At 49.0% G+C, this 13,651-nt stretch carries 12 protein-coding genes; 11 read left to right on the top strand and 1 reads right to left on the bottom strand.

Annotation, left to right across the window (positions count from 1 at the left end; genetic code table 11):
- The first annotated feature begins 81 nt into the window (after positions 1-81).
- The 5 genes from OXH18_RS09950 (at position 82) to OXH18_RS09930 (ending at position 5,397) form a co-directional block, all read left to right on the top strand.
- Positions 82-879, top strand: a complete 798-nt coding sequence (locus OXH18_RS09950) for an SDR family NAD(P)-dependent oxidoreductase (RefSeq protein WP_268612530.1) — start codon at positions 82-84, stop codon at positions 877-879.
- 81 nt (positions 880-960) lie between these two features.
- On the top strand, positions 961-2,922 hold the full coding sequence (gene glgB / locus OXH18_RS09945; protein ID WP_268612529.1) for a 1,4-alpha-glucan branching protein GlgB: 1,962 nt from the start codon (positions 961-963) through the stop codon (positions 2,920-2,922).
- 207 nt (positions 2,923-3,129) lie between these two features.
- On the top strand, positions 3,130-4,737 hold the full coding sequence (locus tag OXH18_RS09940; protein ID WP_268612527.1) for an MFS transporter: 1,608 nt from the start codon (positions 3,130-3,132) through the stop codon (positions 4,735-4,737).
- 83 nt (positions 4,738-4,820) lie between these two features.
- Positions 4,821-5,144 carry a hypothetical protein gene (locus tag OXH18_RS09935; protein ID WP_268612525.1) on the top strand — a complete coding sequence of 108 codons (324 nt, stop codon included), beginning with the start codon at positions 4,821-4,823 and terminating at the stop codon, positions 5,142-5,144.
- Positions 5,134-5,397 (top strand): DUF3146 family protein, encoded by a 264-nt coding sequence (locus OXH18_RS09930; protein WP_268612523.1) that lies wholly within the window; start codon positions 5,134-5,136, stop codon positions 5,395-5,397. Before OXH18_RS09935 ends, OXH18_RS09930 begins: the two co-directional genes overlap by 11 nt.
- Positions 5,398-5,487: 90 nt before the next feature.
- Here the strand turns inward: OXH18_RS09930 and OXH18_RS09925 are convergent, their stop codons facing one another.
- Entirely contained in the window at positions 5,488-6,084 is a 597-nt protein-coding gene (locus OXH18_RS09925; protein ID WP_268612521.1) for a DUF2808 domain-containing protein, read from the bottom strand.
- Positions 6,085-6,228: 144 nt separating this feature from the next.
- Between OXH18_RS09925 and OXH18_RS09920 the strand changes: the two genes are divergently transcribed.
- From OXH18_RS09920 to OXH18_RS09895, 6 genes are all read left to right on the top strand, one after another.
- Complete coding sequence (locus OXH18_RS09920; RefSeq protein ID WP_268612520.1) at positions 6,229-6,684, top strand: SRPBCC family protein; 456 nt, start codon at positions 6,229-6,231, stop codon at positions 6,682-6,684.
- A gap of 49 nt (positions 6,685-6,733) precedes the next feature.
- On the top strand, positions 6,734-7,465 hold the full coding sequence (locus OXH18_RS09915) for an alpha/beta fold hydrolase (RefSeq protein WP_268612518.1): 732 nt from the start codon (positions 6,734-6,736) through the stop codon (positions 7,463-7,465).
- A gap of 399 nt (positions 7,466-7,864) precedes the next feature.
- Entirely contained in the window at positions 7,865-8,887 is a 1,023-nt protein-coding gene (locus OXH18_RS09910; protein WP_268612517.1) for a spore photoproduct lyase family protein, read from the top strand.
- Positions 8,888-9,106: 219 nt separating this feature from the next.
- Entirely contained in the window at positions 9,107-10,036 is a 930-nt protein-coding gene (gene rnhA / locus OXH18_RS09905) for a ribonuclease HI (protein WP_268612515.1), read from the top strand.
- A 420-nt stretch (positions 10,037-10,456) separates the two neighbouring features.
- A complete protein-coding gene (gene dnaA, locus OXH18_RS09900) occupies positions 10,457-11,842 on the top strand; it encodes a chromosomal replication initiator protein DnaA (RefSeq protein ID WP_390904358.1) in 1,386 nt (461 codons plus the stop codon).
- A gap of 104 nt (positions 11,843-11,946) precedes the next feature.
- Positions 11,947-13,242, top strand: coding sequence for a valine--pyruvate transaminase (locus OXH18_RS09895; RefSeq protein ID WP_268612513.1), 1,296 nt, complete (start codon positions 11,947-11,949; stop codon positions 13,240-13,242).
- Positions 13,243-13,651 lie beyond the last annotated feature (409 nt).

Genomic DNA, 13,651 nt, shown 5'->3' with positions numbered 1-13,651 from the left:
CGCAACATCTGCCGCGTGACAGATTTAATCTGGTCACAAAATCTGTCATTACATGAATGATGTATGAAGAATAGTTAATTTATGGATCTCGGTCTAACCAACAAAGTAGCAGTCATTACCGGCGGTGACTCTGGAATTGGTAAAGCCACAGCCGAACGCTTGGTACGAGAAGGTGCCAAGGTGGCGCTAATTGATAAAACATCAGATGCTTTGACCCGCACAACTGAAAAAATTCAATCCCTCGGTGAGGTTATAGCGGTTCAAGCAGATCTGACTCAGCGAGAACAGGTAGAAGCGGCTAAACAGCAGATCCTCGATCGCTTTGGAACTGTACATATTTTGGTTCATGCGGCTGGTATTACCGGAGCCACCGGAGATTTTCTGGAAATCAGCGATCAGGAATGGCAAGAAACGATCGAGGTCGATCTCATGGCAGCTGTGCGCACTTGTCGGGCGTTTTTGCCACTGATGCGATCGGCCGGTTGGGGGCGGATTGTTTTGGTTAGTTCTGAAGATGCTTTGCAACCCTATCCGGAAGAATTGCCCTATTGCGCTTGTAAAGCTGCCATTCTCAACCTTGCCAAAGGGCTATCGAAAGCGTATGCCAAAGATGGTGTGTTAGTGAATTCCGTCTCGCCGGCCTTCATCGCAACTCCCATGACCGACGCCATGATGAAAACACAAGCTGACCAAGAAGGTATTCCGTTTGATCAAGCGATCGAGCAGTTCTTGCAGAACAATCGCCCCACTCTAGAGTTGCAACGGCGCGGTCGCCCTGAAGAAGTGGCTGATGTGATTGGATTTTTGTGCTCCGAGCGATCGAGCTTTGTTCTTGGAGCCAACTGGCGCGTCGATGGCGGTTCAGTTGCCAGCCTGTGACCCTTCTAAGCGATCGAATGTCTTTCTAACAAATGGACGATCGCGAACCAACCCCTAATCCCCAATCTCTAATCTCTAACTATGACAGTCATTTATCCTAACCCGCAAGCTCAAACCACTCGACTCACTGAAGACGATCTCTATCTATTCAATGAGGGTTCGCATTTTCACCTATATGAAAAGTTGGGTGCTCATCCGATGCATCAAAATGGTGTAAAGGGCACGTATTTTGCGGTTTGGGCCCCCAATGCGGCTTATGTATCTGTCAAAGGGGATTTCAATGAGTGGAATCGAGATAGCCACCCGCTAACCCTAAGAGGGGGATCTGGCATTTGGGAAGGGTTTGTGGCGGGGGTTAGCCATGGTGCAATCTACAAATATCACGTGGTCTCGCAACACAACGGCTATGAGGTTGAGAAGGCTGATCCAATGGCATTGGCCTATGAAGTGCCTCCCAGAACCGCTTCAGTGGTTTGGGAAGCAGCATATGACTGGAATGATGCCAACTGGATGCAGACCCGGCAACAGCACAACGCCCTTGATGCGCCAATCGCTATCTACGAAGTGCACTTAGGATCGTGGATGCATGTTCCTGAAGCGGGTGATCGATCGCTCTCCTATCGAGAACTGGCTCCGAAATTAGCAGCATATGTTCAGCAAACTGGCTTTACGCACGTCGAACTATTACCAATCACCGAGCATCCATTTTATGGATCGTGGGGTTATCAAACTACAGGATATTTTGCTCCCACTAGCCGCTTTGGAACGCTACAAGATTTTCAGTATTTGGTTGATTACCTGCATCAACATCAGATCGGTGTGATTCTAGACTGGGTTCCGTCGCACTTCCCGGTTGATCAATATGCGCTTGCCTATTTTGATGGCACCAGTCTGTATGAACATGCTGATCCACGTCAGGGGTTTCATCCCGATTGGGGCAGTTTTATCTTCAATTATGGTCGCCATGAGGTGCGCAGCTTTTTAATTAGCAGTGCCTTCTTCTGGTTAGATAAGTGTCACATTGATGGTCTGCGCGTAGATGCCGTGGCGTCAATGCTGTATCTCGATTATTCCCGTCGTGATGGCGAATGGATTCCTAATCAGCACGGTGGTAATGAAAACTTAGAAGCTATTTCGTTTCTGCGACGGTTCAATGAAGCGGTCTATGCTAATTTCCCTGATGTACAGACGATCGCGGAAGAATCGACCTCATTTGCCTTAGTGTCGCGCCCACTTTATGTTGGTGGTCTAGGCTTTGGTATGAAGTGGGACATGGGTTGGATGCACGATACGCTGCACTACTTTGCCTATGATCCGATTTATCGCAAACATCATCACAACCAAATTACCTTCCGTCTGCTCTATGCCTTTCACGAAAACTTTGTGTTGCCGCTGTCTCATGATGAAGTGGTACATGGCAAAGGGTCGTTGATCAACAAAATGCCAGGCGACTATTGGCAGAAGTTTGCCAATTTGCGATCGCTCTATGGCTATATGTATGCTCAGGCAGGCAAAAAGCTACTGTTTATGGGCGGCGAGTTTGGTCAGTGGGCGGAATGGAACCACGACAAAAGCTTGGACTGGCATCTATTACAAGAACCGTTTCATGCCGGATTGCACCGCTGGGTGTCTGACCTAAATGCGTTGTACCGCCATGAGCCTGCGCTTCATGAACTAGATTGTGAACCAGTTGGGTTTGAATGGATTGATTGCAACGACGTTGAGAACAGCGTTTTCAGCATTCTACGCTTGGGCCGACACCCGGAAGCCGTGGTATTGGTTGTCTGTAACTTTACCCCTATTCCACGCCATCACTATCGTGTGGGTGTGCCCATCAGCGGATTTTGGCAAGAGCTACTCAACAGCGATGCGACTGAGTATGGCGGCAGTGGAGTGGGGAATTATGGTGGCGTGAATGCTGAATCCATTCCCTGTCACGATCGCGAATTTTCGATCGAGCTATCCTTGCCGCCGCTGGCGGTGGCCTTCTTTAAACCACAATCCGTTGCAGAAACGGACTCACCAGCAGGGCTGTATCGTTGAGGGTTGCATGAACATTAATAGTCCGTAGGGTTCGTCACTCGAAACCCTTAAAAACGAAGGGATCGAGAGATTGTCAATACTAGCGGAGTTGAGCAGTGCTCAATTTCGTCCTTTCATGGCAACAACGCTAGATAAACGGCGTATTTCATCCAGATCTGTGTTCCTTGGAAACTCTACCCATGTTTCTTATGCTCGATGAGGTGATACGTGGATTCTGTTTCCCTTGAATTGTCTCCATCCACCGTAGCAGCAGAGGTTGCGACTGTGTCTATTCCTGTTAACATCACAAACTCTGTGGCAGAACTAGCAGAACTCGATCGGCTCGAATTAAATGCGGCGATTTCTAGCGTCCCTAGTTCTGAGTTGGCGCATCTGCTCCCGAATAGGAACACCACCAATGCTCGACGGCTGTCTACTCTGACCCTCCACCCAGCAAAAGATGCCCTTCGCGCTAGCCTGAAAGCTTCGACCATCGATGGGGTATTTGCCACCGTCTTTTCAAATGTGACAGGCGGCGTACTGCTGACGGGGTTTCTTATGCAGTTGGGGGCTAGTCCGTCGCAAATTGGGCTACTGGCATCCATTCCCATGATTGCCAATCTAATTCAACCGATCGGAGCCTACTGGTCAGAGCAAGTTTCTAGCCGTCGGTGGTTTTGCTTTTGGATTTACGGCATTTCGCGGTTGCTGTGGCTAGTTCTGGTCGCAGCGATTTTTTGGCTCACTTGGCAACCGATCGCGCCGCTGGATCTCAACCAACAGTTGATTTCACTCACCCTAATGGTTGCGCTGGCTAGCTGTGTGTTGGGGGCGATGGGCAGTGCTCCGTGGCTGAGTTGGATGGCGATGCTCGTGCCGCGCCAACTGCGAGGGCGCTACTTTGGGTTGCGTAACAGTGCTGCCAATTTGGCAAACTTGCTTAGTCTGCCCTTGTTAGGCTATGCAGTTGCAAACGGGTTTGGGGGAACCGTTCAAGGGTATGGTGTCGTACTGGGTGTGGGCATTGGCTTCGGTCTAATTAGCTTAGGCTTTCAACAGTTCATTGCCGATGTCCCTCCGCAAAACCAATTGCCCTCCTCGACAAAGGTCAGCAAAACCACGCCAACAAGATGGCAGGGGGGCATTAGCCCGAACTTTCTTCTGTTTTTGCTCTACTTCAGCCTATCCATGTTTGCGCTAAACTTGAGTGCACCGTTTTTCAATCTTTACATGCTCGATCGGCTGGCATTGGATATGAGCCAAGTAACGCTCTATAACAGTCTGACGGCGGGTGCAAATTTATTCATGCTGATGGTGTGGGGCAAGTTGTCTGATCGCGTGGGCAATCGGGTGATTTTACTCAGCGTTGGACTGCTTGTAGGGATAACACCGCTGCTGTGGCTAATTCCCAGCGCCAATAGCCTGTCAAATTGGTTGTGGTTACCGTTACTGCATGTGCTGATGGGCGGCACATTAGCAGCGATCGATCTCTGCACAAACAACTTACAAATTGGCGTGACACCCACCCAAAATCAGGCTACTTACTTCGCTATAGTGGCGGCCGTTGTGGGATTAACCAGTGCACTAGGAGCAACGGTAGGGGGCTACTTGGTACAGTATTGGCATCAGGCGGGTTTTTGGGGAGTATTTGTCCTCTCTGGAATTTTGCGATTCGCTGCCTTGCTCCCCTTATTGCTGATTCATGAACCAAACCGTTCCTCCTTGAACCATTGGATTGGGTTTACCGTGGCTCTCTTCGCGTCCAACGCCAAGCATGACGGCAACATTACTTGTCATTCAAGCACCCGCAACGCTCAAAATCCGCAACAGTTCTGAGGAAGAAGCACCAGCGCCAATGTTAAATTCGAGAGCCACTGTCCTATTAATATCAGCACAAAGTCAGCGTACAAACCACTAGCATGATTCATGTTTCTAGTATGGGCCAGCAGCAACTAGCAGCCACCTCAATTCCTATCTTTGCTCAGAAAGCGGTCGATCGCGTCCGAGTCATGCTACCCGATGAATCTCGATCGACGAGTGCCATTTGCTACGATGATCAGTTTTACGTCTATGTTAAATTTTTCTCAACCCTGGAAGCGGCCCACCGAAAAGCGTTGCTCATGTATCAACGCGGAAGTACGGTAGTTTTAACGAGAGTGCCCAAAGGTTTGGTGTTGTGGGTGCTTGAGCCTGGGGCTTGCCCAGTGAAGCGCAAAATTGGGAAGATCGATCGTGAATTCTAAGCGTCTGCCTGAAACGGTAGCCTATGTCCGCATCACATACCAATCTTGGCAACAGGGCAAGATTGAAGGAGACGTGCGGGCAGGTGATTATGAGTGGCAATTTCAATGGCGGTTTAAACAAGGAAAGCTAACCGTTGAACCGTCCCTTGGTCGTGCCCTCATCAAAGAACCGCTGACCCGATTTCTAGAGCGTTGCGACTATCAACTTGAACCGGGCGGAGACTACAGCTTCACGATCCGGGCAGAGCTTTAAACAGCAGTGAACTACATGTGAGGAAACATGAGGAAACATGAGGAAACAAAAGTGACGCAACTAATTTTTGCCCAGTTTTTGTCAAGCTTTTTAGAAAAATGGAAACGGCAAGTAGTCACGCTCATAAATATTGAAACGCCCATAGCCTAAAAACTGCCCATAGGGTGTTTCACCGGCAGGGTAGGCTGTCACGCCAAATAAATACACCCCGCCCAAGCGGGGATTGCGCTCCGGTCTCAGCCGGATGGTGACGGTGTTGCCAGGCGGCACAGGCGGATCAAAACGAACCGTAACAGTTTGGTTATCGCGATCGAAGCGAGTTTCACTCAAGGCTAAGGCGTCGCCGCGATTGCCTTGCGTCCCCAGAAAGGCTTGAGTGGCGTCTAGACGATAGCGCACTCGGCGGGCGGCTGTTCCTCCGTCTTGTTGTTGGATTACAACTTGTCCCAATGGTTCTCCAGCATCGGTCGGCACCTCTAGTGTAAAGTAATAACTTGGATGGCGAAAAAATACGGCGTTGTGGGTTGTGATAGCTCCTACCAACGCAGGCGGACGGGTGAAATAAATTTGTCCTCGCACCTCGGCTGCATGGGCAGACGGGTCATTTGTCCACGCAGGTGTCCAGAGAATTGAATTCAATCCAAATGAAGCGGCAAGCGCCACTCCTAGCCAAGTTAAGGGACGCATACAAAAACTCCAGTTTGATGCCTGTTGCGATCGACTGTTTCCATCCTAGCGCGACAGCAAGTTCTGTCATTTGCATTTAGAATGCAATTAGAACTGGAATCTTCATACTTCTTATTGATTGTTGATTGATTGTAGCGAGATCGAATGACCCCTCAAATTTTTGAGCAAACCATTCAAATTAATGCTAGCGCTACGGCGGTTGAGCAATGTATCACCGATCGAGCTTTGATGCATCGTTGGTTGAATCCAGCTTTACGCTGTGATCCGATTGGGGAATGGAATACCGATAAAGGTGGTAAGAGCCGGTTTATTATTCAGATTCCAGTGCTACAACCATCTCTCAAAAGCACAGTAGTGGAGCGAGAACCAGGATTAATTGTCTGGCAATTTGATGGGTTTTTCAAAGGGCGCGATCGCTGGGAATGCCAACCGAACAATAAAGGCACAACATTGCTCAATCGGTTTGAGTTTGAGATTCCAAACCCGCTGGTGCGCTACGGATTCAATACCTTTGCACTCAACTGGACTAAGCAAGATATGCAAGCTCAGTTGCGACGGCTAAAACGAGTAGCAGAGGACGTTTATCGAGGCATGGAGTGACGTGAATGGCAACATTCTAAACGAGCTTGACATTCTAAACAAGGAGACGATGACTCAGAAGGAAATTTACTTTATCAGTGGACTTGGAGCCGATTCCAGTGTTTTTCAGTTTCTAAACTTGCAAGGGTATCAACAAGTGCATGTAAAGTGGTTGCCTCCCTTAGCTGGAGAATCCTTACAGGATTATGCTGGGCGGCTAATTGAGCAGATCCAGTCAGATGAACCAACACTGGTGGGTCTCTCGTTTGGTGGCATCGTGGCGATCGAAATTGCGAACCGTATTCCAACTGCTAAAGTAATCTTGATTTCCAGCATCACGAACCGCGACGAAATTCCCTGGTATTTTAGGCTGGCTGGCATGTTATGTCTACATAAACTGGTCCCTGCATGGCTCCTGAAACGTGCCAATTTCATTACTTATTGGTTTTTTGGCGTTAAAACTCGTGAAGAAAAACAGCAGCTAGCTGAAATTTTGCAACGCACTGATGAGCAGTTTTTGAAATGGGCGATCGACAAAATTATCACGTGGCAAAACCGCAATATGCTGCAAAACTTGGTGCGAATTCACGGTACCTCCGATCGATTGCTGTTGATGGGATCTGCTAAACCTGATTATCGTATCGATCGCGGAGGACATTTGATGGTAATCGATCATGCAGATGAAGTGTCTAAAGCTCTACTTCAAATCCTCAGCCAAGTGACCCCCGACGCTCAGGAAGCTGTAAAAGAGTCTGTGGGGAAAGAAGTGGAGGCGGCGATTGAACATGAAACGGTATCGTAAAGCGTCACAAAATTAGAAGGATGACAAGAACGCTGCAATCAAGAACGTCGCAATATAGAGCAGCATACAAATGAGGTACATAGCAGGCAAGATAAGACAAATAATGAAAACCGCCCCACGAAAGCCGAGGTTACCCGATCGCAATAACGCTACTAATGATAGAGTAGAACCCGCTCTATAGAAGGACTATTTGCGATCGAACTTCACGCCACAATGAGAACTGAAGCATGAGTTCGGAATGTTGTGTTTACCCCACCCACCCTTTCAACAGACTCCACAACTGATTCAGTAGTTAAATCCCAAACTAGATCTGAAACGACTTCTTCATTACCAATACAACCGAATACTCACGTAAGTGATCGGGTAACAGAAGCTAACACTCGCAAAACGCGGTTGTGGATGCCAGAGCGCGTTGTAGTAACGCCAGCCGCACTCGATGAGCCGTGGGGACAACAGATCTTGTCGCGAGTGCGATCATTGAATTTGCCGATTGAAGAGTTGCCGCGCAATCGTTTGACGGGGCTACGTGGCGAAACTGAACGTGAGACTTACAGGATTTCCAAGCGCACGTTGGCAGTCGTGACGGCTCCTCCGAGCAGTTTCAAACTTAGCCCCATTCCCCCTTCGGCAGATTGGCAGTTTCATGTGGCGGAAGGTTGCCCAGCCCACTGTCAATACTGTTATTTAGCAGGTAGCTTGCAAGGCCCACCTGTCATTCGGGTGTTTGCCAATCTACCACAGACGTTGGCAAACTTAGCAAACTATGAGCGATCGGGACAGCCCACCTCATTTGAAGTCAGTTGCTACACTGATCCATTGGGTATTGAGCATCTGACCGGCAGTTTGGCTGAGTGTGTTCGCTATTTCGGAACTCGCAAAGAGGGTTACTTGCGTTGGGTCTCCAAGTTTGATCAGGTAGATGAATTATTAGACTTGCCGCACAATGGACACACGCGCTGCCGAGTTAGCGTCAATGCTGCGGTTATCTCTAAGCAACTAGAAGGCGGCACTGCCTCTGTTCCCCAGCGCCTACAAGCCTTACGAAAGCTGGGGTTGCCCCGTCAGCAAGGAGGAGGTGGCTATCCGATCGGACTTGTAATCGCACCCATTATGGCGATCGAACATTGGCAAACCCACTACACGGAATTGCTAGATGAGGTGAGTCAGGCAATCGACTTTGATTGTGACTTAACCGTGGAGTTGATTTCTCATCGCTTTACGCCCGGTTCTAAGGACGTGCTAAACCAGTGGTATCCCAACAGTAAGCTGGATATGGACGAAACCCAGCGCAGTGTTAAGCGCAACAAGTTCGGCGGTATTAAGTATGTGTACGATTCCAGCACGATGAAAGCGCTACGTCAATTCTTTGAGCGCGAGATCGATCGGCGCTTCCCTCAAGCACAAATTTTGTACTGGACCTAACTCTGTCCCCCCTCATCCCCCAACTCCTGCTCCCATCGGGGAACAGGGGAATCGAAATGATGGAGGGGGTTTCAATATCATTCTCCGGCTATGAAAGAGGGATTGAGGGTGAGGGGAATCCAGTTGGGTCAGTCAATCAGCTAGTGATCTTTGCCAACTTTAAGCCATAGTTAATAGTTCAGGAGGTTCAAACGAACGTAACTCAGTGAACATAATTGCATGACGAATCGCTCAATCCACAAAATCTATACCGATGGCGCGTGTTCTGGCAATCCCGGACCCGGCGGCTGGGGAACGGTTGTTTATTTCAGGGATGGCTCGATTCACGAACTTGGAGGAGCCGCCCATCAAACCACTAATAACCGTATGGAGATGCAAGCGGCGATCGCCGCCCTTGAATTTCTCTGCCAGGCGAATCAGACAGAACCTGTTACCCTCTATACCGACAGCGAATACGTCAAAAATGGCGTCACCCAGTGGATAAAAAACTGGAAAAGCAAGGCTTGGAAGACTTCGACTGGTAAACCCGTTCTTAACCAAGACCTTTGGCAAACCCTGGATAGTTTGATGAATCAACTACGTGCTAGTGGCATTGTTCCAACCTGGGAATATGTCAGAGGGCACTCCGGAGACGTAGGTAACGATCGCTGTGATGCAATTGCCCGCGCTTTTGCACTTGGGCAAACTCCAGCCTTGCATCAGCACCTCCATTGGGTGACAGCGGGGTCTGCTTCCATGCCAAACACTTCCGGTTCAGAATCAGTTCTAGAAAAAGATACCCACGCCACTGACGGAATTCAGTCGAAGGCGATACAATCCTCTGACGAAGGTAATCACGATCGCCATGCACTCATCGCCTCTAGTTCAGCCATGATAGACTCCACCGCTTCTTCCATCGCTGACGCATCAGATTTGCCACGCGAAGTCAGGGTAACGCAACTCCGAAATTTGGTGGAAACCCTGCACATGGCAGACGAAATTGCTCGCCAAGGATACCTCATTACCAGTTCCGAACTGGCCGATTTAATGGATGTCAATGCCAGCGCTGTTACCAGTCGTGGTGATAACTGGGTTTGGCGAAATTGGGTTGTCTCGCGGGTGCGTCGAGAAGGCAACCAGATTCTGTGGCAACTTGAACGAGTAGATTAGGGCTGAGGGCAAGGGCTAACGGATGAAGGCTAGTCAGAGCTAACGGCTAACGGAAACAACGGCTGGAACTGCCTGTCTAGCCTCGAAGTTTTGTCTCTTGATTTCCCCTCTATCCTTTGTCCTTCAGTACTTAACCTTTCATTTAATATTTCTCCAATTACTTTGTTCGGAGAAAATAACCAGATTGAAATTTATATGGCATTCTATACGCAACATCTAGAGTAAACTTCTTGGCCAGTTCTTAGAAGTAAATGGCTGAGAAATCGACGGTGTTAAGAAAAAGCAACGTTCAGCACATTCATCTTGCGTTGACCACCGCTTGATCTCGCCGCTATCCCTAGCGGTTTCCTTGTTGGGCTGGTTACTAGTTGTAAGTTGAGTCTACCCTGTGACAATTCGGGATCGAGGTGAGTAGTGGACATGACCCTGGAAAATCTCTGGAATCAGGTGTTGGAGCGGTTAGAGCTTCAACTGAGTCGTCCTACCTTCGAAACCTGGATTAAACCGGCCGCTGCTGAGCGCTTAGACGACCATTGTCTCGTCATTTGCACCCCCAATCCATTTGCCCGTAACTGGCTGCAAAAGTACTATGTCAAAACGATCGCCGAGGTCACGCAGGAGATTCTGGGTCATGCTGTAGAAATTCAAATTACGGTGAAACCAGAAACCGAAGTAGGTGGTTCCTCAGAGGGCAATGAGATGCTGTGGCCATTGCCTGCGGAAGTGCCACCTGTAGGTCAAGCGAGTCTGCAAAAGCTGAGACAGACGGAACTGAATCCCAAATATGTGTTTTCACGGTTCGTGGTAGGGGCAAATAACCGCATGGCCCATGCTGCTTCGTTGGCCGTAGCCGAATCACCCGGACGTGAATTCAATCCTTTGTTTCTCTGTGGCGGAGTGGGGTTGGGCAAAACTCATCTGATGCAGGCGATCGGGCACTATCGCTTAGAAATTGACGCCAATTCCAAGATCTTTTACGTCTCGACTGAGCAGTTCACCAATGATCTGATTTCAGCCATTCGCAAAGACAGTATGCAGAGCTTTCGGGAACATTACCGCGCGGTGGATGTACTACTAGTGGACGATATTCAGTTCATTGAAGGAAAGGAGTATACACAGGAAGAATTTTTCCACACGTTCAATACGTTACATGAAGCAGGAAAACAGGTAGTGCTGGCGTCCGATCGTCCTCCAAATCACATTCCTCGCTTACAAGAACGGCTTTGCTCTCGCTTCTCGATGGGGTTGATTGCCGATATTCAGCCACCGGACTTGGAAACCCGAATGGCCATTTTGCAAAAGAAAGCCGAATACGAGAATATGCGCCTGCCGCGCGAGGTGATTGAATATATTGCCAATGGTTACACCTCGAATATCCGTGAGCTAGAAGGGGCCCTGATTCGCGCTGTGGCCTATACCTCAATTTCGGGTCTACCCATGACGGTAGAAAATATTGCCCCCGTCTTGAATCCTCCTAGCGATCAGGTAGAGGCTTCTCCTGATACGGTACTCAAGGCGATCACTGAAGTCTATGGTGTGTCAATCGAAGACCTCAAGGGCAGTTCTCGGCGGCGCGAAATCAGCGTGGCACGGCAGATCGGGATGTATCTCATGCGGCAACATACAGATTTAAGTTTGCCCAAAATTGGTGAAGTTTTTGGCGGTAAGGATCACACTACGGTAATGTATAGCTGCGAGAAAATTTCGCAACAGAAGGAGACCGATCCTGACCTAGCTAGAAATTTGCGCCAGTTAAGCGATCGAATCAGCGTTTCTAGCCAAGCCCAAAAACACCCCCGTAAATAACCCGTAGATAATAGTTCCCTACATTTTCCCGTTTATCCTCTATGCTTTTTTCATGGCATGATGGCCCATCCCTCAACTCTTAATTCTCAACCCTCAACCCTCCTATGAACCCGGCTCTAACTCAATTTGGCGATCGCATGACCCACCTAACTGGAGTGCGGGCGATCATGAAGGACATCATTGAAACGCTCCGATCTGGTCACGGGCAGGATTTCATTAATTTGAGTGCGGGCAATCCGGTAATTTTGCCGGAAGTAGAGCGACTGTGGCGAGAGTGTACAGCAGAGTTATTGGCCAGCCCTGAATACGGCGAAGTGGTGTGTCGCTATGGGTCGAGTCAGGGTTATCAGCCGTTGATTGCAGCCGTGGCAGCCGATTTTAATCAGCGCTATGGTTTGAATCTAACCGATCGCAATGTGCTGATTACAGCCGGCAGCCAAGCGCTTTACTTTTTTGCAGCCAATGCGCTGGGAGGCTACACCGCAGAAGGCAGGTTGAAGCAAATTGTTTTGCCTCTCAGCCCCGACTATACAGGCTATGGCGGCGTAACCCTGATTGCTGAAGCACTGAAAGCCTATAAACCAACGATCGATCGCAATGAAACTCAACACCGTTTTAAGTATCGTCCCGACTTCAGCCAGTTGGAGGTGAATGAATCGACTGGATTTGTGCTGTTTTCTCGTCCCTGCAATCCCACGGGAAATGTGGTATCAGATGAAGAGGTGAAGCAAATCACCGCGCTGTCTAATCGCTACAACGTACCCGTGCTAGTGGATTCAGCCTACGCTCCGCCGTTCCCAGCCCTCAATTTTACCCCAATGACGCCCGTGTTTGGCAGCAATATCGTCCATTGCATGAGCTTATCGAAAGCGGGATTGCCCGGTGAACGCTTAGGAATTGCCATTGGCGATGAACGAATCATTCAAGTGCTGGAGGCTTTTCAGACCAATCTGTGCATTCACTCGTCCCGCTATGGACAAGCGATCGCCGCTCGAGCTATTCGATCGGGTGCGTTAGCGGACATTTCCACGCAAGTGATTCGCCTTTATTACCAAGCTAAGTTCACCGTTCTGGAAACCGCTCTGGAGGCTGCCATGCCCACAGATTTACCCTGGTATCTCCACCGGGGCGAAGGCGCAATTTTTGCTTGGCTGTGGCTAGACGAGTTGCCCATTACTGACTGGGAGTTGTATCAGAGTTTGAAGCAAGTCGGGGTAATTCCGGTTCCGGGTAGTGCTTTTTTCCCCGGATTGCAGGAGGACTGGGACCACACTCGTCAGTGCTTGCGCATTAGCCTCACTGCCACGGATGAGGAGCTTGCTACGGCTATGCAGCGCTTGGCTCAAGTGGTTGAACGAATCTATTGCACGGCAAACGTCCCAGTCAAAGCGGGGATGTAGGGAGCATTCAATTGCTGTGGTTACAATCTTTTTAAGACGCTATAGGGAGAAAATCGATTGTAGTCCATCCATCTTGTGGTAGATTTTACTCTTTTTCTAGCTTGCTTCATGATTTCTTGATGGAATAGAAGCAAAATACAGATAAAGTAAGTAGTAATACATTGAACCCCCTATAGCCCAAACTCTATATCGAAAGCTGCCCTCAGCTAGTCTCTAGCTGAGGGTATATACTTTGACAACAAAAATTTTGATAACAAAAAACGGAATCTAGAGCCTTCACATTAATACGAACATTAGTGTCTGAAAGCTGATGACAGGACTTGACCTGGGACTGTCTAATTCCAGATCAGCAACCCTCACCCTCAATCCCTCTATCAACATGGGCGAGGATTTTTCCTCAATTTGTGGA

This window comes from Thermocoleostomius sinensis A174, assembly GCF_026802175.1.
GTDB classification, from domain to species: domain Bacteria; phylum Cyanobacteriota; class Cyanobacteriia; order Elainellales; family Elainellaceae; genus Thermocoleostomius; species Thermocoleostomius sinensis.
Note: the sequence above shows the minus strand (reverse complement) of the source record. Positions and strands in the feature narration are given on the sequence as shown.

Bases quoted from the DNA above. Each gene is read 5' to 3' on its own strand.
- dnaA (WP_390904358.1), top strand. From the start codon at position 10,457: ATGACCCTGGAAAATCTCTGGAATCAGGTGTTGGAGCGGTTAGAGCTT.
- rnhA (WP_268612515.1), top strand. From the start codon at position 9,107: ATGACGAATCGCTCAATCCACAAAATCTATACCGATGGCGCGTGTTCT.
- OXH18_RS09895 (WP_268612513.1), top strand. From the start codon at position 11,947: ATGAACCCGGCTCTAACTCAATTTGGCGATCGCATGACCCACCTAACT.
- OXH18_RS09950 (WP_268612530.1), top strand. From the start codon at position 82: ATGGATCTCGGTCTAACCAACAAAGTAGCAGTCATTACCGGCGGTGAC.
- OXH18_RS09920 (WP_268612520.1), top strand. From the start codon at position 6,229: ATGACCCCTCAAATTTTTGAGCAAACCATTCAAATTAATGCTAGCGCT.
- glgB (WP_268612529.1), top strand. From the start codon at position 961: ATGACAGTCATTTATCCTAACCCGCAAGCTCAAACCACTCGACTCACT.
- OXH18_RS09935 (WP_268612525.1), top strand. From the start codon at position 4,821: ATGATTCATGTTTCTAGTATGGGCCAGCAGCAACTAGCAGCCACCTCA.
- OXH18_RS09910 (WP_268612517.1), top strand. From the start codon at position 7,865: ATGCCAGAGCGCGTTGTAGTAACGCCAGCCGCACTCGATGAGCCGTGG.
- OXH18_RS09915 (WP_268612518.1), top strand. From the start codon at position 6,734: ATGACTCAGAAGGAAATTTACTTTATCAGTGGACTTGGAGCCGATTCC.
- OXH18_RS09925 (WP_268612521.1), bottom strand. From the start codon at position 6,084: ATGCGTCCCTTAACTTGGCTAGGAGTGGCGCTTGCCGCTTCATTTGGA.